General features: G+C 47.5%; 16 protein-coding genes. 6 read left to right on the top strand and 10 right to left on the bottom strand.

Going from position 1 to position 23,073, the window contains the following annotated elements; all coding sequences use genetic code 11:
• The first annotated feature begins 23 nt into the window (after positions 1-23).
• Both QZT80_RS24620 and QZT80_RS24615 read left to right on the top strand, forming a co-directional pair.
• Positions 24-1,199 carry a DUF5000 domain-containing lipoprotein gene (locus tag QZT80_RS24620; protein WP_295128730.1) on the top strand — a complete coding sequence of 392 codons (1,176 nt, stop codon included), beginning with the start codon at positions 24-26 and terminating at the stop codon, positions 1,197-1,199.
• Between the two features lie 18 nt (positions 1,200-1,217).
• Positions 1,218-2,342 carry a DUF4998 domain-containing protein gene (locus QZT80_RS24615; protein WP_295128728.1) on the top strand — a complete coding sequence of 375 codons (1,125 nt, stop codon included), beginning with the start codon at positions 1,218-1,220 and terminating at the stop codon, positions 2,340-2,342.
• A gap of 86 nt (positions 2,343-2,428) precedes the next feature.
• Here QZT80_RS24615 and QZT80_RS24610 read toward each other — a convergent pair whose 3' ends face one another.
• The 3 genes from QZT80_RS24610 to QZT80_RS24600 are packed head-to-tail and all read right to left on the bottom strand — an operon-like array spanning position 2,429 to position 4,867.
• Positions 2,429-3,316: an SIR2 family protein gene (locus QZT80_RS24610; protein ID WP_295128726.1), complete on the bottom strand. Its 888-nt coding sequence runs from the start codon at positions 3,314-3,316 to the stop codon at positions 2,429-2,431.
• A gap of 39 nt (positions 3,317-3,355) precedes the next feature.
• Entirely contained in the window at positions 3,356-4,630 is a 1,275-nt protein-coding gene (locus QZT80_RS24605) for a sodium:proton antiporter (RefSeq protein ID WP_295128724.1), read from the bottom strand.
• 30 nt (positions 4,631-4,660) lie between these two features.
• Positions 4,661-4,867, bottom strand: coding sequence for a hypothetical protein (locus QZT80_RS24600; protein WP_295128722.1), 207 nt, complete (start codon positions 4,865-4,867; stop codon positions 4,661-4,663).
• Positions 4,868-5,055: 188 nt separating this feature from the next.
• Between QZT80_RS24600 and QZT80_RS24595 the strand changes: the two genes are divergently transcribed.
• Entirely contained in the window at positions 5,056-7,506 is a 2,451-nt protein-coding gene (locus QZT80_RS24595) for a phosphocholine-specific phospholipase C (protein ID WP_295128720.1), read from the top strand.
• A gap of 2 nt (positions 7,507-7,508) precedes the next feature.
• Here QZT80_RS24595 and QZT80_RS24590 read toward each other — a convergent pair whose 3' ends face one another.
• From QZT80_RS24590 to QZT80_RS24560, 7 genes are all read right to left on the bottom strand, one after another.
• Positions 7,509-7,934 carry a hypothetical protein gene (locus QZT80_RS24590; RefSeq protein WP_295128718.1) on the bottom strand — a complete coding sequence of 142 codons (426 nt, stop codon included), beginning with the start codon at positions 7,932-7,934 and terminating at the stop codon, positions 7,509-7,511.
• 254 nt (positions 7,935-8,188) lie between these two features.
• Positions 8,189-10,435, bottom strand: coding sequence for a DUF4838 domain-containing protein (locus tag QZT80_RS24585; protein WP_295128716.1), 2,247 nt, complete (start codon positions 10,433-10,435; stop codon positions 8,189-8,191).
• Positions 10,436-10,439: 4 nt separating this feature from the next.
• Positions 10,440-13,310 carry a tetratricopeptide repeat protein gene (locus QZT80_RS24580; RefSeq protein ID WP_295128714.1) on the bottom strand — a complete coding sequence of 957 codons (2,871 nt, stop codon included), beginning with the start codon at positions 13,308-13,310 and terminating at the stop codon, positions 10,440-10,442.
• A 5-nt stretch (positions 13,311-13,315) separates the two neighbouring features.
• On the bottom strand, positions 13,316-14,815 hold the full coding sequence (locus QZT80_RS24575) for a glycosyltransferase (RefSeq protein WP_295128712.1): 1,500 nt from the start codon (positions 14,813-14,815) through the stop codon (positions 13,316-13,318).
• A 26-nt stretch (positions 14,816-14,841) separates the two neighbouring features.
• Positions 14,842-16,287, bottom strand: a complete 1,446-nt coding sequence (locus QZT80_RS24570; RefSeq protein ID WP_295128710.1) for a glycosyltransferase — start codon at positions 16,285-16,287, stop codon at positions 14,842-14,844.
• On the bottom strand, positions 16,287-17,432 hold the full coding sequence (locus QZT80_RS24565) for a HEAT repeat domain-containing protein (protein ID WP_295128708.1): 1,146 nt from the start codon (positions 17,430-17,432) through the stop codon (positions 16,287-16,289). Before QZT80_RS24565 ends, QZT80_RS24570 begins: the two co-directional genes overlap by 1 nt.
• Before the next feature lie 44 nt (positions 17,433-17,476).
• Positions 17,477-17,854 (bottom strand): response regulator transcription factor, encoded by a 378-nt coding sequence (locus tag QZT80_RS24560; RefSeq protein WP_295128707.1) that lies wholly within the window; start codon positions 17,852-17,854, stop codon positions 17,477-17,479.
• 359 nt (positions 17,855-18,213) lie between these two features.
• Here QZT80_RS24560 and QZT80_RS24555 point away from each other — a divergent pair, with 359 nt between their 5' ends.
• The 3 genes from QZT80_RS24555 to QZT80_RS24545 are packed head-to-tail and all read left to right on the top strand — an operon-like array spanning position 18,214 to position 23,049.
• Positions 18,214-21,636 (top strand): response regulator, encoded by a 3,423-nt coding sequence (locus tag QZT80_RS24555; protein WP_295128705.1) that lies wholly within the window; start codon positions 18,214-18,216, stop codon positions 21,634-21,636.
• A gap of 31 nt (positions 21,637-21,667) precedes the next feature.
• The gene (locus tag QZT80_RS24550; RefSeq protein ID WP_295128703.1) at positions 21,668-22,489 is read left to right on the top strand and encodes a protein-glutamate O-methyltransferase CheR; all 822 of its coding nucleotides are present in this window, start codon (positions 21,668-21,670) and stop codon (positions 22,487-22,489) included.
• A gap of 2 nt (positions 22,490-22,491) precedes the next feature.
• Positions 22,492-23,049, top strand: a complete 558-nt coding sequence (locus QZT80_RS24545; protein ID WP_295128701.1) for a chemotaxis protein CheB — start codon at positions 22,492-22,494, stop codon at positions 23,047-23,049.
• Positions 23,050-23,073 lie beyond the last annotated feature (24 nt).

Below are 23,073 nucleotides of genomic sequence, written 5' to 3'. Positions count from 1 at the left end.
TCCTATTCAAACATATGAAGCATATGAAGAAAATATTTAGCATGCTCGCAGCCGGCAGCCTGTTGTTGCTCTGGAACAGTTGTGCCAAGGAAGACCGGATAGATCACGTGGACAGCAGTTCACATGTGCCCGACCAGGTAAGCGAAGTAAAAGTAGTGGCTACGCCCGGAGGCGCCATCCTCACTTTCAAATTTCCCAAAGATCCGCAGTTGGCTTATGTGAAAGCAACGTACGAAATACAACCCGGCGTTATCCGCGAAACCAAAACATCTGTATACTCAGATACCCTGGTGCTGGAAGGCTTTGCCGATACGGCTTCGCATATAGTCAAAGTATTCAGCGTAGGTAAAAACGAAAAGGCATCAGCACCGCTGGAAGTGACCGTGAAACCACAGCGCGCTCCGGTTTTTAATGCTTTCGATGCGTTAACGATCGAAGAGGCGTTCGGTGGCGTGAAGATCAGGGTAACCAATGCCAACGAAGCTAACCTTGCAGTAGTGTTAATGTCTGATACGGCCAACGAGGCTTATTATACACCCCTGCAAACCTTTTACAGCAAATCGCCCGAAGGAGTGTTTTCGTTCAGAGGTCTGCCACCGGTGGAAAAGAAGTTTGCCGTTTACCTGCGCGACCGCTGGGGCAACCGTTCCGACACGTTGCTGAAAACGATTACGCCTTTGTATGAAGAAGCAGTGCCGAAACCTTTCGTGGGACTTAAACTACCTACCGATGAAGTAACGCCCGTAGAACCACCTTACACGATGGACAGAATGTGGGACGGAATTATTGATGGATGGATTTTCGCGACCAGGCATAGCAGCTCCACGCCACAGTGGTTTGCCTTCGATCTGAAAAAGAAAGTGGTGATAAGTCGTATGAAACTGCACCAGCGTGGCGAGAACTACACCTACACGGGTGGTAACGTTAAACAGTTCGAACTCTGGGGGTCTAACAATCCCGACCAGGACGGCGGCTGGGTTAACTGGAATTACCTCGGCACCTTTAACTCCTACAAACCATCAGGTCCGGGTACGGTTACTGCGGAAGATAAACAGTATGCTGCCGTAGACGGGGAGGACTTTGATCTTTCTTTCATCCCGCCTGCTTATCGTTACGTGCGTTTCAAAACCACGGCTACCTGGGGCGGCGGTCCGCAGATCACGATTTCCGAACTGAGCTTCTGGGGACAGATTCAATAACCTTAAACGCTATTTAACATGAAGAAAATATATAAAGGCGTATGGCTTTTACTGGGATTAGCCGGTGCATTTGCAGCCTGCAGGGATATGGACGATAATTACAAAGATTATATCGTGAACGGCGGTATTACTTATCCCGGTAAACCCCAGAAAGTAAGCTTGCATCCGGGCAATAACCGGGCTATGTTACAATGGCTGAAGGGCACTGACCCCAAGGTGGTGAAAGCCCGCATCTTCTGGAATAATTATACGGATTCTGTAGAACTGGATATGCCATCCAAGGGTGATACGGTGAACTATACGTTTGCTACTTTACCGGAGGGCGACTATACGTTTAACATCCGTACTTACGACGAAAAAAATAATGCATCTATTCCAGTAGAAATATCCGGAAGAGTGTTCGGTGCTACTTATGGCGGCACCTTACTTAACCGTCCCGTAAGCGCCAGTGAACTGGCTTTCTCCGGCAGTCTGAAAATAGGATGGGGATCGCCCGATACGGTAAACGGTGCTTTTGCCATGGAAGTAAAGTACATTAATGTTGCAGGTGCGGAAACGATTACCCGCTTTGGAATCAAAGAAACCAATACAGAGATCACCGATTTCAAGCCAGGTGGTACTTACGAATTCAGAACATTGTTTCTGCCCGATTCGCTGGCCATCGATACCTTTTACACACCGTTCCAGTTAGCGAAGAACGAGTTCAAACTCGCCAAGCAAGGCTGGATCGCTTATGCAAATTCATTCGAACCCTCGGGGCAACAGCCTAACGGGGCACCAACGAAGATCCTTGATGACAATGCGGAAACGTACTGGCACTCGGTGCATACCTCCCCATCTCCCCGTTACCCGCACTGGGTAGTGGTGGGCACTATTAATACGGTGGAACTCACAAGGGTTGAACTTACCTCGCGCAGTTCTCACTTCAGGGAAGATTTTACTGCCTTTAGGTTAGAAGGGAGTATGGATGGGAACACGTGGACAGAGTATGGATCATTCACCCAGGCAGAAATTACCGGCCCGCAATCATTTGCCATTCCCGGGAAGCCCCAGGCGAAATTTATCAGGATCTATATGACAGCTGGCCCAACTATTCACTCGCATATGGCAGAGTTTTCGGCTTTCGGTAATTACGTGCAGTAGTGGAGTTGAAGAAATAATTATCCCAGCCCATAAATACGTCACAATAAATAACGGCCGCTTCTTCGGAGGCGGCCGTTATTTATTCATTAATGGCCTTCTTCGGTTATCATCCCTTCAATATGCCCTAATACGCTCCTGTAGTATTCCAGCGGCGACGGGTAGGGAAACTCTACGACCTCTACACCATTCACCCGTAACAGATCGAGTTTAAATTTACTGGCTGCTGAAAACTTATCGGGGACGTAGTAATACAGGCGATTATTGATGGGCAGCTTACGATAATATTTCAACCTGGCGCGATAAGTAAGCAGCCACCAAAGATCGGTTTCTGAGAAGTCGAGGGAGAGTCCGAAAATATGTACATCGCTGGTAAAAAACAGGTCGATCCACGATTGGTGATTGATCCTGCCGTTTTGCAGGCGGTACTCAAGCGATTGTTTAAAGATGCCTTTGGTTTTGTAATCAGTGCCTGTTACCACGTAATTACGCATTTGCTGCAACTGGCCACCATAATGCTCATAACCCAGGTTAATCGACTGTGGTGAACGGCATTCTCCATGCACATGCCAGTAAGTAGTAGGCCCTTTTTGCGAACGGCGGAAAATACTGTAAATGCGCTCTTTCACCATGCCGGTATTTTTGTCTGGCAAACCATTTTCGAGTGAGTATTCGTAATTAGTGGTCATAATATGCGGCAACTTCATCTTTTCGATCCGCTGATGTATTTCATTTGGTTTAATAACGTTAACATTTTCGGCGATGAACGTTTTTAGTGCAATTTCGTCGATGTGCCCTTTATGAAGGGCGGTGAGAAATATTTCTTCGTACACAAGGGGGAATGGTTTTTCTTTATGTCGTTCCACCTTATCGCTTACGCCACAGAAGTCAATGATTTTACTCAGCAGCACGTCCCAGCTAAGTTGCTGAGTGGCGTTATTAATATCGTTGCCAACAAGCAGGGAAATCGGTTTCATGGATATATTTATCAGGAATGAGGAGGATAAAATTAAGCTTTAATTTCCGGATGGGAGTGAAGGGTCAATTGTTACCGGTTGCATCCATCGCCGCGCCAGCGGACCTATTGATAAGCCCTGAACGATAATCGAAAATAATACGACCACGTACGTGATCGTTACCATTTTCTCCCGGCCGGGACCTTCAGGTAAACTGAGCGCCAGTGCTACGGAAACGGCGCCGCGCAGGCCTCCCCAGGTAAGTACGGCAATAGCGCCTTTTTCGCGCGTGGTTTTATTGGTGAGAATGTACATGGGGATGATAACGGATACCCATCTGGCCAAAAATACGACAGGCAAACAGAGTAAGGCTGCACCCACCAGCTGCCAGTCCAGCACGAGTACCAGCATTTCAAAGCCGATCAGCAGGAACAGGAAGGCATTCATGATCTCATCTATCAATTCCCAGAATTTAGATACATAATCGCGGGTAGTTTTGCTCATTGAAATAGCCATCCCCTTGTTGCCAATGATGATACCGGCCACCACCATACTCAGTGCGCCGGATACGTCCAGCAATTCAGAAACGAGGTAACCGCCCATTACGATCGCCAGTGTAATCAACGTTTCTACTTTATAGTTGTTGATAGATTTAAGTACGATAACGCCTCCATAACCCAGGGCTAATCCCCATAACCAGCCACCAGCGGCCTCGCGCAGGAATATCCAGGCAATTTGCCCGGCTTTCATGGTTTCTACGCCATTTTGGTCCAGTTGGAGCAGGATGAGAAACAGTACCACGCCAACGCCGTCGTTAAACATCGACTCCCCCGCGATCTTAATCTCCAGCGATTCGGGAACGCCCAGTTCACCAAGAATGCCGAGTACGGCGATAGGATCGGTGGGGGAGATGAGTGCGCCGAACATCAGGCAGTAAATGAGTGGCACATGAATGTTGAATACCTGGAACAGGAAAAAGATGCCTGCCCCAATAACAGCGGCCGATATAATGACGCCGATGGTGGCCAGTAATATTACCACGCTACGGTGGCGGTGGAGCTTTCGAACATCCAGTTGAATAGCACCTGCAAACAGCAGGAAACTTAATAACGATTGCATGATCAGATCGCCGAACCTCACGTTTTGCATAATAACACGCGCTTGTTCCGCCAGTTCAGGAAACAGGTTCCCTAACGCAATAAGTACCATGCTACATACCAGCGACATAATCATTATACCGATAGTAGACGGAAGGTGGATGTATTTGCAATTGATATAACTAAAGGCCGCGGTAATCGTAATAAGCAGGGCCAGCGATGTGTACACGGGTGACATTCACAAGGGGCTTTGTCACTAATTTACTGATTATTTATAACAATAACCACATGCCTTTTCGTGGCCCGATTCCACCGCTTCTTTAATAGTAACCGTATCTATGCGGTGCGTGCAGCGCTTAAGACCCTGGCAAAGTTTTTTATGATAGGCATAACTGGTGCCGGATTTGCAAACGTACACTTTGGGGGCTTCGCCAGGCATTAAAAACAGTGCGAGTAAAAGGGAAATCGTATTCATAACGTTAGGGCTGTGGTACTTCTCCAAGATAGGGCTATTATTGCGCGTAGCACTAGCACGATGATGGGATTATATTCATAATAATATTTATGGATTGTACTGGTTATTCGTTATACTGTTAAGTTCCTGTAAAGAAGCTATTGATTCTGAAAGATTAGTGCTATTTTTTCCGCCATTAACAGCAAAATATGGATTCAAGAAGGGATTTTATAAAGAAGGCAGCACTTTTATCGGGCAGCGGCCTGTTCGCGGGGTTGCCTGTATCTATACAAAAGGCGATGGCAATAGATCCTGCGCCCGGCAGCACTTATGAGGATGCGGAACATGTAGTTTTCCTGATGCAGGAGAACCGTTCGTTCGATCATTGTTTCGGCGCGCTTCGTGGTGTTCGCGGATTTAATGATCCCCGGGCCATCACACTCCCTTCTGGCCATCCTGTTTGGTTACAGTCTGATAAGGGCGGCGAAACCTATGCCCCTTTCCGGCTGGATATGAAAAACAGTAAAGCTACCTGGATGAGTTCTTTGCCACATTCGTGGGAGAACCAGGTAGATGCGCGTAATGGCGGAAAATACGACCAGTGGCTGGAGGCAAAACGGCCTGGCATCAAAGAGTATGCGAACATGCCGCTTACACTTGGGTATTATACACGGGAAGATATTCCGTTCTATTACGCCATGGCAGATGCGTTTACTGTTTGCGATCAGCACTTCTGCTCTTCACTTACCGGTACTACGCCAAACCGTTTGTATTTCTGGAGCGGTACGATCCGTCCGCCCGAAGACGCCGATTCGCACGCGGCCGTGCGCAACTCCGATATTGAGTATGACTCCAACGCCAACTGGAAAAGTTTTCCCGAACGCCTCGAGGAAAACGGAATTTCATGGAGGATTTATCAGAATGAATTAAGTATGCCAACGGGTTTAAGCGGGGAAGAAGAATCGTGGCTGGCTAACTTCACTGATAACCCGATAGAGTGGTTCCCGGCTTACAAGGTGCGCTATGCGAAAGGTTATATGGCCTATCTTGTTAAAGAAATAGCCAAACTGAAAGCAGAAATAGTAGTGCTTCCGGCAGGCGATGCCAAACTTGCCACTAAAAAGGAAACACTGGCAAAGCTCGAGAAAGAGCAACAGCAGTGGAATACGGAGAATTACGAAAAGTTGTCGGCATACGAAAAGGCCTTACACGAAAAGGCTTTCACCACCAATATCAATGATCCGTATTATCATCAGATAACAGAAGTGGAATATGAAGACGGCCAGGAGAAGCGGAAGATGAGCATGCCCAAAGGAGATGTGCTGCACCAGTTCCGTGAAGATGTGAAAGGCGGCAAACTGCCCACCGTTTCCTGGCTGGTAGCGCCCGAAAACTTCTCTGATCATCCCACTTCGCCCTGGTACGGCGCCTGGTATTTATCCGAAGTCCTCGACATTCTTACCCAAAACCCGGAAGTATGGAAGAAAACCATTTTCATTCTTACCTATGATGAAAACGACGGCTGTTTCGACCATGTGCCTCCCTTTGTAGCGCCCGATCCGCGTGATCCATCTACGGGAGCAGTGTCGCCGGGCATTGATACTAAAAACGAATGGGTAACGAAAGAACAGGAGTTGCGTAGAGATGATCTGAAACCTTCACAGGCGCGGGAAAGTGCCATCGGGCTTGGGTATCGCGTACCTTTTGTAGTCGCCTCACCATGGAGCCGGGGCGGTTTCGTCAACTCCCAGGTTTTTGATCACACCTCTTCCCTTCAGTTCCTGGAAAAGTTCCTTAGTAAGAAGACGGGTAAAAAGATAACAGAGCCTAATATCAGCAGCTGGAGGAGAGCCGTTTGCGGCGACCTTACATCGGTATTCCGTCCGTACAACGGCGATAAAATCGACCTGCCGACGTTTATCGAGCGTAACGGCTTTCTCGAAATGGTGAATAATGCCCGGTTTAAGCCCGTTCCCGATAACTATCGTAAACTGAGTAAGGCAGATATCGCGCTGGTGCTTAAATCGCCTCAATCAGCCACTTACATGCCACGGCAGGAGCCAGGCACTCGGCCATCGAACGCCCTGCCGTACGAACTGGCAGTAAGTGGTAAGTTAGATGCAGGCAAACAATCGTTCGTGCTGCAATTTGAAGCAGGTAATCAATTGTTCAGGGATAAAGCGGCGGGTGCACCTTTTACTGTGTATGTACCCGGCCCCAATATGCAGGTCAGCAATTTTGCTGTAGCTGCCGGCGGTAAGGTAAATGGAGCATGGAAACTGCAGAAGGGCGGTTATCATTTACAGGCGCACGGTCCTAACGGTTTTTACCGCGAGTTTAAAGGAACCGCTCATGATCCGGAACTGGAGTTCCGTGTGCAGCAAATAGTCGCTAAAAATGAAAAGTACCATAACCTGTTACTGTCATTTCAAACACCGGCAAAACCCGTCACTCTGAAATTAATAGACAATGCGTACGGCAAAGCGCCACTTACTGTCGTGGTCCGTTCTGAAAAGGATAGTCCGGTTATCAACCTGCAGAAAACACAGGGCTGGTACGATTTTACGATTCGCGTGAAAGGTCATAAGGCCTACGAGCGCCGCTTTGCGGGTCGCGTAGAGGCAGGGGCGGAGAGTATTACGGATCCTGCTATGGCGTAACATTAATGATTGTACAGCCGGAAAATATAGCTTAGCTCATATACGATAAAAGCGATGACGATAGCCGCATGATAAGTGCGGTTATTCGTTCGCGTGGCGATAATGCATAGTAGAAAGTGAATGGCATTGCGTACGGGGTATTCCCAGTGCAGGTGTGCGAAGTAGGCCCGGCCTTTTATCAGCGTATCTATAAAGTCGGCCACGAAGTTCAATGCCATCAGGCCGAAGAACCATTTTTTACGGGAAAAGAAATACTCTTCGTAGTTGTTGTATTCTTTAAGATCATCGGGGAACAACAATACGCATTGAAGATAGAAGATGATTATATACAACACCAGGAAAATATACTCGCTGAAGGTCCACACGGTTACATTACGTAACCCTATTTCCCACCACCAGAAATGCACAAGCAGCAGGAATATATACAAGGCCCAGCCCAGGTGCAGCCAATAGGGTTTTTTTACCCGGATGCTCGATAAATTTCACGCCTCCTTTCAACAGATGTGTAATGCTGAGGCTTAGAATAATGCCAATGAGAATACGGATGTGAAAGAAAATATCCATAAAGCCAGTAGTTTGGGCGTTAAGCTGTATGAAAATAGTGAATTGTGGGCAGCCAGGCAAACGCATGTACATGTAAGGCGGGGCCTATTCTTTTGTCACTACTGTTTCACTTGGGTTGCTACAAAACAGTGATCTCATCACAACACAATCCCACCTTTTTGTCTGAACCGCGCCAGGCAGGCATGGCGGACAGGCATTTAGCGGTTACTCTGATATAACGTACTCCCGTAACTGGTGTAGCCAGGGTTATATTGCGGATCGCAGCGCTGTAATCCTCTTCTGTGGCCGAGGGCACGTCCTGCTTTCCGGCGGGTTTATAGGTTTTGCCATCTGCAGAGGTTTCTACGATCACCGTTTGCGGCGCAAATATGAAATGGCGGGCATCCTGTAAAAAGCCTGCCTGTATGCTCCTGATATTTTTAGTCTGACCAAGGTCGATGGTCGCCACCATATCCTGTCCGTAAAAGTATAGCCAGTTCGTACTAAAGTCCAGCCCGCCGGTAATTCCATCGGTAAGTGTACGTTCGCCTTTGGCCGGATAATCTTCGCTATAGGGGAACTGTAAGCTTACTTTCGCTCCAAACGCAATGCTGTTCAGCCATTTGCGGGAGAATATCTCCGACCATTCCTTTGCATAAGCATCCGGCGAAAGGCCGCCTTCGGAAAGTTCGGTAACGCCGGCTTTTTTACTTAGTTCTGTAAAACGTTTTACACGGTCGGGCCATTTGGGGTTTACCCCATATGCGGTGCCCTGCGGTACGAGGTAGCCAAATTTCTCTGTGCCGTAGAAACGTGATTGTTGTAATACAACGTATTCCAGTCCCAACCGCACTTCATTCACACGTTCCAGCAGGTAAACGTTGCCGTCAGCGGCCTTTTCAGCTTTATCGAGGATGGTTGAGTACTGATCTAACAACTCCGGCGTTAAATATCCAGCCTTTGTACCGCCATATATGTCGAGCCTTGTTTTACTGCTCTGCAGGCCCTTTTGCAGGGCCGCCAGGTATTCGGAAACATACGGGGCCGATTTGCCATAATAATCCTTTATAAAGTCATTACTGGCCTGGTTGAAGTCGATCTGCTGCTGCCACAGCAACTTCGCCTGTATAAAGCTGTTATAAGCTGCCATGTCGCTAAACGTAGCGCCGCTGCCCTGGGAGAATACGCCCTTTACGCCATTCTCCGCGAAGTAACGAAGGTTGGGCTGCAGGTTATTGTAGTCGGGAAATGGATTAAGATAGTTGGTAAACTGTGTGGTATAGTCCCATATAAAAATGTGAGGGGTAATGGTCGCCCAGCCTTTCAGGTCCTTCCGGAAACTTTCTGCGGATGCGGTGCTGCTGATCGGCTCGTGCCTGAGTACCGCGATGGTGCTGAGCATTATGAATACGTTAGCGGCCGGTTTAATATTTTTAGGCGGATGTACGGTTTGCTCGTACGCCAGTGTGGTAATAGTTTGCTTGGGGAACTTGGCCGCCACGCGGTTTACAAATGCGATAAGCGAACCCTGAACACCACCTTCTGCCGCGTTAACGCTGCTGCACTTATCGCAACTGCAAAAGCCGCCGCCGTCTTCCTGGCTTACCGACCAATACATGGCATCTGGGTTTTCGGCAATTGCTTTACGAAGGTTTTCGGTGACCAGGCGTAATACGTTTTCGTTGCTCAGGCAAAGTTGTGTGGGCTGGCGTTTGCCGTTTACTAAGGCATAGTATTCGGGGTGGCTGGCGAACCACGTTTTGGGCGGCACAAGTTTGAAGAACGAGTGGCCCCATATTCCCCATAAATCTTCGAAGCGGTGTAGTTTATGCCAGTCGAGGTACTCCGCGTCTGCAGAAGCAGGGTAGTAGGTTTCGCGGTATTGGAACGCTGGTTCCTGTTTGTCGTCGAGGTATTGAGGAATGTTGATCGTTTTAAGGGCGGCGACGCTGGCGGGGCCATCGCTGAACTTCTTACAGCCCAGGTAATTTTCCAGCAGGGTGTATACGCCATACAGACTTCCTTTTCCGCTACCGCCTAATATATAAAGGTCGGAAGCGTCTGAGTTGATTATAAACCCTTCTCCCTGTATTTTTCCCTTATTTATTTTTTGGGAGCGATTGGTTTTGCCAATGAAAATAGCTGCCCTGTCCTTATTATAAGCACTTTCTTTAATGATGTTAAATGCCGCGCCCGACATGCGTTTCAGATACTGTTGTAATACAGATGCTGCCTTTGATTCGTTTTTAGTCGCCTCATCGGGTATCACGATCACATGTTGTGCTACGCCGTTTTTTACAAGCGTAATACTGCCAGCCTTGATGCGGCAGCCGGTAGCGATGAGCATGGCAATTATTAACAACAGTGCCTGTAACGTTTTTTGCATGAACTTAAAATTTTCTTAGGAACATCAGGTAGATATCGTACTGGTTCTGGAACTGGTTGTCCGCAATCTTCTGATTGATCCAGGTGCCTGTGATACTTAGCGTGTTCCTATATTTAATTGACTTTTGATAACCCGCGCCCACACTGCGCGTCAGCAAGCCCGACAGTTGCGGAAAGGCAATCAGCCGGCTGCGATCATCGGGAGAGGTGCCCAGTCCGGCGAATACTGACAGGAAATCCTGGCTGCGGTTCATGTAATAACGGGTGGTCAGGTTAAAAGAAGTGTAGAAGTCGGACGAGTCGCTAATAAAGTAAGCACGGCCATTTACCCAGAAGTCGTTCCATGTTTTAGCCAGCGACACTACGCCGGAAATACTTTGCACACTGTCGGCCTTCAAATAACGCGCACCCAGTTCCGCTTCTATATCGTGCTTAAATGTTTTAAAGATGGAATAACCCAGCCGCATTTGCGGAAAGGCTACTTCGTTAGAGAAGGTGGCAATACCGTAGGAATACAATGATTTACTATGATTGATATACGCTTCCAGCTCGCCCTGTATACCCGTGCCTTCGGCCCGTCCGGCATAACTGATACGGCCGGCAATAGAACCGGCTTTGATAAACCTGCGGTATTCAAGCGTAGCTATCTGGTATCGGGTGGAACTATAGTCGTATTGGGTATTCAGGTAGTACAGTCCAAACTGGTTTTTTAGCGTTTTGCTCCGCAGGAAATCTGCATAGTCAGTATTAGCCGCGCTGCCATTCATTTTAACCAGACTATCTGCCGCCAGGGCAGCTTCTGCAAAGCGTTGCTGGTTTTCCAGGGATACTACGCGTTTCTGCAAAAATGTTTCCTGGTTAGGGTAATATTTCAAACCTTGTTCTGCGAGTGCCAATGCGCTGTCGTTTTGGCCAAGACTGCTATACAGATTGATACTGTACAGAAGCGCGAGTGAATCACGTTTGTTCAGCGCCAATACTTTTCGGAAGGCTTGTAAAGCACTATCAGGCTGGTTATTGCGCTGGTAGTTCACGCCCTGCTGTAATAACCCATCTGTATAAGATGTTTTGTAGCGCAGTGTAAACGGATAACGTTGCAGCAGTTGCGCGTTAATTTCGTTAGCTGCTGTGTATTGTTTCAGCTCAGTAAGGGCAGCGGCCTTCTTTAGCAACAGGTCCTTATTGTCCGGGTAATACTGTAAACCCTGGTTTGCATAAGCCAGCGCACTGTCTGGCTGGTTCGTAGCACTTTCAAGGTTAATGAGGTAATTGAGCGCGTCGATATTGTCAGGCGCCTGGGCAATAACTGCGGTAAACTGTTGTTTCGCCAAATCGTATTCCTCCGCCTGCATCAGGATGCGTCCCGCAGTGAGGCGTAGTTCCACGAACGTAGAAGCGTACTTTTCGTCCGAAGGGTCATTGTTTAAAAGTGATTCAACGATCTCCGCTGCTTCATCATATTTACCCATTTCAGCCAGCACACTCGATTTTTTAACGAGGAAGCGGGTATTGGAAGGGTAGAAGGATAAGGCATTGTCCAGTGCAGTTAAGGCCTTGGTGTAATCCCTGCGGGTAATGTAAGTGTTAGCCAGCATATCCAGTACGGTCGTGTCTGACGGGGAAGCCTGGCGTGCGTTTTCGAGTTCTGCAATGGCCAGGTCGTATTGCTGTTGCGCGAGGTATTCGCGGCCACTGGCCACTTTTAAGTAGGTATAGCGGTTGCGTATGTCGGTAGAGGATGGGTTCATCTGCCTTAACCTGCCCGCTATTGCCGCAGCTTCGGTGAATTTACGGTCGCTTTCCAGTACGTCGGCCTTTAAACCTAGTAAACGTTGGTCATTCGGATTTGTTTTCAATCCCCTGTTAATCCAGGCGAGGGCTTCACGGTAGGCGCCCCGGCTCATGCTCAGGCCAATTACTTTATCCAGTGCCTCGCGGTTGCCGGGGTTCTTTTCTAATACGCCCTGGTACAGCAAGTAAGGATCTGTATCTGTATAATAATTGGCAGCATCCATTCGCAGGTCGGTCTCCAGCTTGCGGGCTTTAGCGTCGTTAGGGTAATGTTTTAAAATCTCTTTCAGGGTGATGAGTGCTTCCGGGTAGTTGTTCATCTGCTGCTGCAGCCCCAGCTTTTTCATGAGCAAATCGTAGGAGTTAGGATTGGCGGCCAGTTCCTGGTTTACCTGTTCCAATGCACTGGTGTAATTGCGGTTGCGTACATACATGTTCGTGATGGCTGTTTTCGCCTCCTCGTTACCGGGTTCCACCGCCAGTACTTTCTCAAAGTGTTCGCGGGCCATAATGGTATTGCCTGCACGCTGGTATTGCCCGCCCGCCAGTAAAAAGTGACCGGTATAAGCTTTCTGTATGGTCGTATCTTCCGGATGTTTTTTCAATAATTCAGGCGCATACATATCACCCTGGTAAAATTTGCCGGAAGCATCCATGATGCTCAGTTTTTTTAACATCAGCACCTTGTCGTTCGGGAACTCGTATAAGGCCTCATCTGCAAAACATAGGGCTTCTTCATATTTCTTTTCGCTCATTTCTATATTGATAGCATAGAAATAGGCATCCCTGTACTGCGGCGATTTGCGTATTACTGCATTGATCTGTTTACGGGCTTCGATGTTGTTGCCGGTAAGCATATAGAGTCTTCCCAACAATAGCTGCTGGTCCACAAAGTCGGGCTGCTTGGCAAGTGCCTGTTTCGATAATTCGATAGCTTTGGCGTAATGCTGTAGTTTGGTTTCCTGCACGGCCTGTTCGTACAGTGCATCGGCATCGCCGCCTTTCTTAAATATCTGCGCCTGTGCGGATAAACCGATCAGCATCACAAACCCGAAAATGAAATATGTTAAAGGTATCCTCATCATTGTAATTAAGCCGTTTGTACTTTTTTCTTCTGACCAAATCCTTGCCGCTGCATGTTGCCCCAACTGTGCTTTTTGCCGATTAGGAAGAAGTAATATCCTCTCAAAGCAAAGAAAACTATTAAGGGGTGGTAGATCAGCGGTTCGATAAATGCCATGAGCGCTAATCCTATCACCTCGCGCCAGGTTTTATAGTATCGGTAGGTAATATGGTCCCACCATATGGCCATGGTGGTGATCATAATGGAATATAGATATACGAAAAGCAATAGTATCAAGGCATATGGCCAGTTTATCTGCCCGGTTATAATCAGGTAGATATAATAGAAAATACCGGTAACCTCGATGATAGGCGCCAGGAACTCAAACAATAAGTTATAGGGGAGTACCACGAGGCCTAGTTGTTTGTAACGCGGGTTAAATATCACCTTCCGGTGGATAGTGACAATTTCGGCCAGTCCACGTCCCCAGCGGGTACGCTGCCTGCTGAACACTTTCATGTTGGGGGGCCCTTCCGTCCAGCACTGTGTAGTGGGAATATAACGGATGGCGTACTTCAGCTTATTATCAATCATGTACGTACACATGCGCGTTACAATATCCATATCTTCGGCAAACGATTTACTGTCGTAGCCGCCGGCTTTAATAGCAATTTCTTTATCAAACAACCCCAAACCGCCCGATACGTTGGGCACGCAGTTAATGAGGCTCCATCCCATTTTCCCCAATACGTATGCGCGTATGTATTCCATTTCCTGGAATCGTGGTAACAACTGGCTTGGCGGCCTTACACGGGTAATTACTCCCTCGTCTATCTCACAACTGTTCGCCAGCCGAAGGGTGGCGCCGGTAGCAATTACGCGGGTACTGTCTTCCACCACATGTATATAACCGCACTCCGGACAAGGTTCGCCCACTTCTTTGATCTTTTTATGATCTTCGTCCATGAAGGGTTTGATCATGCGGAGCAGCGTATCTTTTTCAATGATACAGTCTACGTCCGTACACAGGAAGTAGTCGAAAGCAGCGGCGTTAATGCCCGCGTTAGACGCGTCGGCCTTACTTTTACCATTCACTTTATCTACTACTACCAGTTTGTCGTATGCGCTGTTAGTCGATTTAAATAATCTTTTTACCGGTTGTGATTTGATACGTTCGTTGTAAGCAAAGTCTACCTGCTGCAGCTCGAATTCATTGATCAGCTTCTCTAATGTATCGTCTGTGCTACCATCGTTTACAATAATCACTTCGAATTTGGAGTAGTTGAGTGTAAGCAGCGAACGTACGTTTTGTATGATCGTCACCGATTCGTTAAAGGCGGGGGCGATAATAGAAATGCCCGGTGCCATGGGCGATTGGAGTAGTTTGTTGTAATCTACATAACTGTTCTTCCGCTGATACCGGATAATGCCTCTTAGCGAAAGCATGGCCAGCAGGGCGTACATGAACAGCATGGTACAGCCGTACACAAACACAAAGCCTTCATAGAAATTCTTGAATAGTTCCATCTCCGAATATTTATACCTGTTGCACGCTATTTTTGTGTAGCCACTTTGACTGTTGTCTGAAATCCTCTACGCTGCATGTTGCCCCAGCCTGTCTTTTTACCTGTCAGGAAGTTGAGATAGCCTTTGATAGAGAACACTACGATCAGCGGGTGATAAAGAAAAAATTCCATGAAAGGCGTAGCGCATAAGTAAAGCGCTTCTTTCCATGTTTTATAATACCGGAACGTAAGCTGGTCCCACAGTATGGCGATAGTGGTGATCATTACGGAATAGGTATACACGAATAGCAACAGCCATAATGCGGTAGGCCAGTTAATAAGCCCGAGTATAGCCATGATGATGTAGTACGCAATACCGGTGATTTCCACGATGGGTGCCAGCAGTTCAAAAAAGAAGTTGTAAGGAAAAACGATCATGCCCATTCTGCCGTAACGCGGGTTCAGGAACATGCCGAAGTGGGCATACATCAGCTGCGCCAAACCTCTCGCCCAGCGCGTACGCTGCCGCTGGAAGACCTTTACAGTACTTGGCGCCTCTGTCCAGCAAAGGGTTTTAGGTATGTATCGAATGGCGTAGTCAATTTTATTATCGTGTGAGTAGCGGCACATACGGGTCATCAGTTCCATGTCTTCACCAAAGGAGCTATGGTCGTAGCCACCGCAGCGTATGGCGATTTCTTTGTCAAACAGGCCCAGCCCGCCCGATACGTTCGGTACACAGTTTAATAAACTCCATCCCATCTTCCCCAAAACAAAAGCCCTGATGTATTCCACTTCCTGGAAGCGTGGCAGCAGCTGCTTCGGCGGCCGCATCCTTACCATTAACCCCGCATCGAAGTCGCAGGAGTTAGCAATACGCAAAGTAGCGCCTGTAGCGATTACGCGTTTGCTTTTTTCCTGCATCACCGGTTTAATCAGTTCTGTAATGGTGTTTTTATCAAGGATGCAATCCACATCTGTACATACAAAGTGAGGATGGGCAGCAGCGTTGATGCCTGCATTTACCGCATCGGCCTTACTTTTACCGTTAACCTTGTCTATCACCATCAATTTGGCGTAGGCCGGATTGATGCTCTTGTATATCTTACGTACAGGTTTTGTCTGGATCTTAGCGTTATAGGCGAAGTCGACGGGCACCAGCTCAAACTCGTTGATCAGTTGTTCAAGGCTGTCATCGGTGCTGCCATCGTTAACGATAATGATTTCGTAGTTGGAGTAGTTCAGTGTAAGTAGGGAGCGTACATTAAAAATGATGGTGAGGCCTTCGTTAAACGCGGGTGCCAGCACGGTGATGCCGGGGGCCAGGGGAGAGCTCATTAATACGTCCTCCTCATGAAACTGGGCTTTGCGGGCATAAGCCCTGGTGGCGATAAATGAAAAAATGGCCAGCAGGGCATAGGTTACCAGCAGGATCGACCCATAAACAAAAATAGTGTTCTCATAAATCTTCCCGATCGTTTCCCAGATAGTCATCAATACTTTATTAGAGGGTTCATGCTATGTTTCAGTATCAGCTTGTTTTCGGAAGTAGCTGTATCTACTAACTCCTGCACCAGCCCTTTAGCGGCCCATTGGTTATTGATTATGGATTTAGCGGCGTGTTTACGTACCTCGAAGTCGGTAGCGTGTAAAAACTCCTGCCGTAAAAAGTCGATGTATTTGCCGCTGCTGATGCGGCCAAGTGCCTTAAGAATTTCCAGCTGGCAAAGCAGCGGCTGACTGTCGTACATGTACACCAGCTTTTCCTCTACTGTTTCTGTTTTCAGTTTGCCCAAACAGTTGATCGCATCGGCCCGCAGATAGTGGTCTTTAGTGTTCAGCAGCTTTACTACAGCGGGTACAGCGCTTAACTGGTTATAGTGTACGATCAGCTTTAAGCAGAAGGAAACAATGCTTTTATTGGAAGAATAGGTAATCCATTGCGCAAAGTTGGGAATGGCGATATGTTCTGTGGTAGAGATAATTTTGAACAGCTCTACCTGGTCCCACTCCAGCAGAGGTTCGGTAGCAACATCAAAAAACTTGAAAGGTTCGTTTTTACTGAGTTTAATATAGGCATGCCTGGCGGCGGCGCGCAATTCGCGGTTACGACTGTTAGTGAGGGGAAGTATCGTTACGTCGGCGATAGACATGTCCATGCTGGTGAATTCATAAAGCGCCTGCACTTTTTTCTCCCACTTGCCGGACTTCATCTTCTTCAGTGTTTCTTTGTCCAGCTCCAGTTGCACATAAAGATTACGTATCTGGTCGCCCATGGCGCCACGCACATTTTTACGGAAGTTAATGAGGCGGTCGATCATTGCCTGCCTGGCCCATTTTTTCTGAAATACAGGCTGGTCAAACACTTCAATAGGCAGCTGTACTTGCTCCGGCAGCAGATTGGGGTCGTTCAGCGACTCGTTCATTAATATATGTTCAATAAGCAGCTGATCGATTAAAGGTTGAAGTTTAGAAAGCCGCTTGTCGTTCCTATACCCCCGGAACCTGGCAACCAGGATCGACAGGTAAGCGAGCAGGGTGGCGACAACGGCAATCACTATAAAGATCAGTGCGATCTGTATGATCAGCGGTGCATATCGGAAATCATGAAATAATACAGAGAAGGACTCTGAGAACATGCGGTTACTTTTTATATGGATATGGTAGTGTCTGTTACCTGGTACTATCGGTATTGCATCAGCAGGCGTTTCACGCGAATCAGCAATTCTCCCGGGATCACTGGTTTTTTGAGAAAATCGTCGGCACCGAGCTTAAAGCCTTCCAGTATCATATCCTCATTACCAGCGTTAGAAACAATAATAACCGGAATTGGTTTGGCATCCGGACGATTTTTCACCTTACTTAAGATTTCGAAGCCATTTGCGTAAGGCATCATAATATCTGTAATAATCAGGTCATAGCCGAAATTGGTTTCCTCCAGTTTAGCGAAGGCTTCTTTGCCATTAGTCACATGATCGATCTGGTACTCTTCCCGATGAAGGATACGCTCCATGATCTTTGGCATTACTTCATCGTCTTCTACTAACAATATTTTACTCATGTGAATGGTGTTTTTCAAAGGAAGCGGGGAGCATTGCTGCTAAACGGTCCTTATAGGTTTTTTCGGTTATATTAAGTGTTTAATTAATAGCTTGTATGGTGATATCTACGTGGTAAAGCTGAATACGGTTTTCCTATTTTTTTATTATTTAATACGGTGTTTTTCTTTGATATGTTCAACGGTGCAAAATAGTGACTCACATGCAAAAGTCATAAATGTTTTGCTTATAACAATAGCACGTACGTAATATTCTTACGAAATCCTACTTCTTTTGTCAACTATAGCATACTTCGCGCCAACTGGCATATATTTGTTGATACATAACCATTAGCCGTTTTCGGCAAACCTTATCTGCAAGTATGAATATTTCGATGAAAAGCCGCTTATACACAGGTTTTGCCATAGCAGTACTGCTGGTGCTAACGGGCGGTATTCTATCCTACGTTAACTTCCATCGGCAGGCCAGTGAATCCGAGTGGGTCCAGCATACATATGAGGTAATTACCCAGGCGCAACGCATCAACCGGCTTATTTACGATATGCAGGTGGCTGGTAATACGTACCGTATTATAAAGGACGAGAAGTTCCTGGAGCCCTACTATGCCACTAAACCTAAGATGGCGCCGGCTTTACAAAACTTAAAGAACCTGGTGGGCGATAACCTCGACCAGGTAAAACAGGTCGATTCGCTGGAAGCCGATATCAATAAAGTAATAGATTATTGGGACGCGCTGGGTGTGCGATACCCTATGACCTATGTATTTTCGCATCAGCTGGAAGTGTCGCTCACGGAGGGGCAATACCTCGCGGTTGTACATAATCGGATATTGCGAATGGTCGAGAATGAACGAAGATTGTTAGTATTCCGAAATAACCGTAATGAAGCCTTTATCGACCGGGCCTCCACCATGCTCGGACTTAACTCTGTACTTACGCTGGTAGTAGCGTTCACCCTTATGTGGTTTACCTTCCGCGAGTTCCGCAACCGCTGGCGTGCAGAACGGCTGCTAAAGCAGAAGCTGGAGGAACTGGTAACGCTCAATGGGGTGGCGAACGAACGGAACTGGCTGCTTACCGGCATGGCCAGGTTAAACGAGAGTTTGCAGGGAAATGTGGAATTGCAGACCATGATGCAGCAGTTTCTCTACACCTTGGTGTCGTACCTGCGTTACCCGGCGGGTGCATTATATTATTATGATGAGTTAACCAACACCTTGCAACTCGGCTCTTCTGTAGCGCTGCCCGATACTGTTAAAAAGATATATAAATTAAAGGAAGGGATGATAGGAGAGGCGGCCATGCGCCGGGAAATCACGATCATCGACGAGGTGCCTGCATCTTACTGGCGGATAGAAGGTGCGTCCGGCTCACAACAGCCAGGTACGCTCATGCTGGTTCCGCTGTGGCGCGACAATATGCAGGTGGGCGTGATAGAACTGGCCTTGTTCAGCGCGGTGAAGCCCCGCGACCATGAATTGCTGGGGCAGGCCGCGGGCGACATTGCAGTAGCGCTTGCCGCCGCCGCCTCGCGGGATACAGCTAACAAACTGCTGCAGCAGCTGCAACAACAAAAGGAAGTGCTGGAAACACAACAGGAAGAGCTGCGGCAGACCAATGAAGAACTTACGCGACAGTCCGAAATACTACAGGCGTCTGAAGAAGAACTGCGAGTACAGGAGGAAGAGTTAAGGCAGGTGAATGATGAGATGACCGAGAAGAACAAGGCGTTGGAAATAACCCGCCAGGAGCTGTCGGTAAAGGCGCAGGAACTGGAACAAACCAGCAAATACAAGTCGGAGTTCCTGGCTAACATGTCGCACGAGTTAAGAACACCGCTTAACAGCGTACTGATCCTGGCCCGCCTCCTCGAAGAAAATAAAACAGAAACCCTGACACCCAAACAAAAAGAATATGCCGGTATCATCCATAAATCGGGATCGGACCTGCTTGAACTGATAGATGATATCCTGAACCTGGCTAAAATAGAAGCTGGTAAGATAGAAATGAATTTTGCGGCCGAACCGGTGCAGGAACTGGTGAACGATATGGAAAGCCTTTTCCGCGTGGTGGCCGAAGAGAAGAAAATCGGATTTACGACGGCTATAGCACCTAATGTACCGGCGCGTATACGTACCGACCGGCAGCGGCTGGAGCAGGTAATTAAAAACCTGCTTTCCAATGCGTTCAAGTTTACGCCAGCCAACGGCAGCATTAAACTCCAGGTGGAGGCTAAAGACGAAGCCTTGTTATATATTATGGTAGCAGATAGTGGTACCGGCATTGCTGCAGAAAAGCTACAGCTTATATTTGAAGCCTTCCGGCAGGCGGACGGTTCCACCAGCCGCAAATATGGTGGAACGGGACTTGGACTCTCTATCAGCAAAGAACTTACACATCGACTGGGCGGCGAAATACGGGTCGAAAGCGAGTTGGGCAAGGGCAGTACTTTCACTATCATATTACCACTGGCAGTTGATGGCGAAGTGTTGCGCCAGGGTGCGCCAGTTGTTGCGCCAGCCCCGCTACCGCCTCCACCAGCCCCGCCGATAACAATTAAAGCCCCGGTAACGGCAGAGGTACGTGATGACCGGGAATCCGTAACGAAGGCCGACAAACTGGTACTTATTATTGAAGATGACGCAACATTTGCGACCATTCTTCGTGATGCCGCACATGAAAAGGGCTATAAGGCCATCGTAGCGCTGAACGGTAACGATGGATTGTACCTCGCACGAAAATACTTGCCCAGCGCCATTATCCTGGATATGAACCTTCCGCTTATTGATGGTACGAGTATCCTTAAAATCTTAAAAGGCAACGATGATCTTAAACATATACTGGTCCATGTAATATCGGCTGGCGAAGTGTCTGCGCAGGTAATGAACCACGTTCATGGTTACACTCAGAAGCCTTTGCAGCTTACAGACATGGATGCGGTGTTCTCCGGCATCAGTCTGCAACTGAAGGCGGGCTTTAAAAATGTACTGGTTGTATCCGATGGCGGTTTGCTGCATCATCCTTCTATACAATCCATGAGCGACGAACGCCAGATGGAAACCCACTATGAGCAGGTAGGTTCTATTCAGGAGGCCATGAATCTGCTGGTGGAAAAAGATTTTGAAGGAATAGTACTGGATGTAGGAAAGGATGTAAAGGAAGGGATTAATAAGCTTTCGCAACTACGCCAGCTTACAGCATCCAAACAAACACCTGTTATCGTTTATATCGATCAGGATATATCGGAGGCTGATGAAAAGCTGATCCGCAAAGAAGCTGCGGCTATTGTGCGTAATTCCACCTTTTCGGCCGACCGTTTGATGGATGAGCTGGAACTGTTCCTGTATAAACTGAAAGAGGCGGGCGATGACCCGGAGAAGGCAGGCAAGTTGCTTAGGGCGGCAGATGTGAAAATGGAAGGTCAAAAAGTACTGCTGGCCGACGACGATATGCGGAATGTGTTTTCGCTGAGTGCGCTGCTTGAAGGCAACGGATTACAGGTAGTAACGGCTTCGGACGGTAAAGACGCAATCCGTCAACTTGAAGCGCATCCCGACCTGCGACTGGTGCTAATGGACATTATGATGCCCGAAATGGATGGGTACGAAGCCATACGCCAGATCAGGGCAAATGCAAAGTATGCCAGGCTCCCGATTATTGCCCTCACGGCCAAAGCCATGGCCGGCGACAGGGAAAAATGTATTGAGGCGGGCGCATCTGATTATATAGCAAAACCGGTAAACAGCAATAAGCTCTTATCCCTCATCAGGGTGTGGCTGGCTTAATTAATAACCGGAAGGAATTCTGGCGGATCTTATGAATGATGAACTTTCAATGGCAGATTACCTGGAATTAGTGCAGGTAATCAGGCTAAGATACGGTTATGATTTCAGCGGTTATGCGCAGGCTTCGCTGAAGCGTCGTATGGTACGTTTTATGGGGCACTCAGGGATGCCATCGGTATTTGAACTGAAGTACCGCCTGGTAAACGATGAGGCGTTTTTTAACAGCATGGTCCAATACCTCACTGTGAACGTAACAGAAATGTTTCGCGATCCGGCATTTTATAGAACGTTAAAAGAGGATATTCTGCCAAAACTGGCCGCCTATCCGAATATCAGGATATGGCATGCTGGTTGCTCTACAGGCGAAGAGGTGTATTCTATGGCCATTCTATTAAAGGAGGCGGGGTTGCTGGATCGCACACGCATTTACGCAACCGATCTTAACCCTGCCAACCTCGAAAAGGCCGCTTCGGGCGTTGTACAGCTGGAATATATGAAGGAATATACCGCAAACTATATACAATCGGGCGGCATCGGGGATTTTTCGGACTATTACTCTGCGCGGTATGACAGGGTGATATTGCAGAAGGAGCTAAGGAAAAACATTACTTTCTTCCAGCATAACCTTGCAGCCGACCAGGTATTTAACGAATTTCAGCTTATTTGCTGCCGTAATGTGTTTATTTACTTTAACCGGGAGTTGCAGAATCACGTATTGAAACTGTTTTATGACAGTTTATCACCCTGGGGCTTCCTTGCTCTTGGAATTAAGGAATCCTTACGATTTACGGAAATGAGGAATGCTTACGAAACGGTGCATGGCGCCCATAAAATTTACCGGCGTAAAAGATAAATATGGGAGCATACGATATCATTTTGGTAGGAGGGTCGGCAGGTAGTTTACTACCTGTAACAACAATTCTGGAGCAGCTTCCAGGCGATCTGGATATTCCGGTAGTGATCGTTTTACACCGGCTTAAAAATGTGCAAAGTGAAATGGACCGTTTACTTTCTGTGAAAAAAAAGATCATCGAACCAGAAGATAAAGAGAAAATTGTGCCGGGCCGCATCTATCTTGCGCCTCAAAATTACCACCTGATAACGGAAACCGATCGAACGTTTATGCTCGATTATTCCGAACTGGTAAATTTTAGCCGCCCATCTATTGATGTCACATTTAATAGTGTGGCACTTGCCTATGAAAGCAGAACGCTGGCCATACTTTTAAGCGGCGCAAATAAAGACGGTGCGGAAGGACTATGTAACGTACAGGAAAAAGGCGGCAAGGCGGTGGTGCAGGATCCGGCAACTGCCGAATTCGATGTAATGCCGCTGGCTGCTATAAATGCGTGTACAGATGTGAGTGTAATGAATATCGAAGAGATCATTCTGCATATAAAAAATAACAAGTAGATGCATTGTACATCTGCCAATTAA

It is taken from the genome of uncultured Chitinophaga sp., assembly GCF_902168175.1.
In the GTDB taxonomy this organism is placed as follows: Bacteria; Bacteroidota; Bacteroidia; order Chitinophagales; family Chitinophagaceae; genus Chitinophaga.
This window is presented reverse-complemented; position numbering and strand designations above follow the sequence as displayed.

What these genes read in the sequence shown, in the direction of transcription:
- QZT80_RS24560 (WP_295128707.1), bottom strand. Translation starts at nt 17,854, where the DNA reads ATGAGTAAAATATTGTTAGTAGAAGACGATGAAGTAATGCCAAAGATC.
- QZT80_RS24545 (WP_295128701.1), top strand. Translation starts at nt 22,492, where the DNA reads ATGGGAGCATACGATATCATTTTGGTAGGAGGGTCGGCAGGTAGTTTA.
- QZT80_RS24605 (WP_295128724.1), bottom strand. Translation starts at nt 4,630, where the DNA reads ATGTCACCCGTGTACACATCGCTGGCCCTGCTTATTACGATTACCGCG.
- QZT80_RS24610 (WP_295128726.1), bottom strand. Translation starts at nt 3,316, where the DNA reads ATGAAACCGATTTCCCTGCTTGTTGGCAACGATATTAATAACGCCACT.
- QZT80_RS24595 (WP_295128720.1), top strand. Translation starts at nt 5,056, where the DNA reads ATGGATTCAAGAAGGGATTTTATAAAGAAGGCAGCACTTTTATCGGGC.
- QZT80_RS24570 (WP_295128710.1), bottom strand. Translation starts at nt 16,287, where the DNA reads ATGACTATCTGGGAAACGATCGGGAAGATTTATGAGAACACTATTTTT.
- QZT80_RS24600 (WP_295128722.1), bottom strand. Translation starts at nt 4,867, where the DNA reads ATGAATACGATTTCCCTTTTACTCGCACTGTTTTTAATGCCTGGCGAA.
- QZT80_RS24615 (WP_295128728.1), top strand. Translation starts at nt 1,218, where the DNA reads ATGAAGAAAATATATAAAGGCGTATGGCTTTTACTGGGATTAGCCGGT.
- QZT80_RS24555 (WP_295128705.1), top strand. Translation starts at nt 18,214, where the DNA reads ATGAATATTTCGATGAAAAGCCGCTTATACACAGGTTTTGCCATAGCA.
- QZT80_RS24565 (WP_295128708.1), bottom strand. Translation starts at nt 17,432, where the DNA reads ATGTTCTCAGAGTCCTTCTCTGTATTATTTCATGATTTCCGATATGCA.
- QZT80_RS24575 (WP_295128712.1), bottom strand. Translation starts at nt 14,815, where the DNA reads ATGGAACTATTCAAGAATTTCTATGAAGGCTTTGTGTTTGTGTACGGC.
- QZT80_RS24550 (WP_295128703.1), top strand. Translation starts at nt 21,668, where the DNA reads ATGAATGATGAACTTTCAATGGCAGATTACCTGGAATTAGTGCAGGTA.
- QZT80_RS24585 (WP_295128716.1), bottom strand. Translation starts at nt 10,435, where the DNA reads ATGCAAAAAACGTTACAGGCACTGTTGTTAATAATTGCCATGCTCATC.
- QZT80_RS24580 (WP_295128714.1), bottom strand. Translation starts at nt 13,310, where the DNA reads ATGATGAGGATACCTTTAACATATTTCATTTTCGGGTTTGTGATGCTG.
- QZT80_RS24620 (WP_295128730.1), top strand. Translation starts at nt 24, where the DNA reads ATGAAGAAAATATTTAGCATGCTCGCAGCCGGCAGCCTGTTGTTGCTC.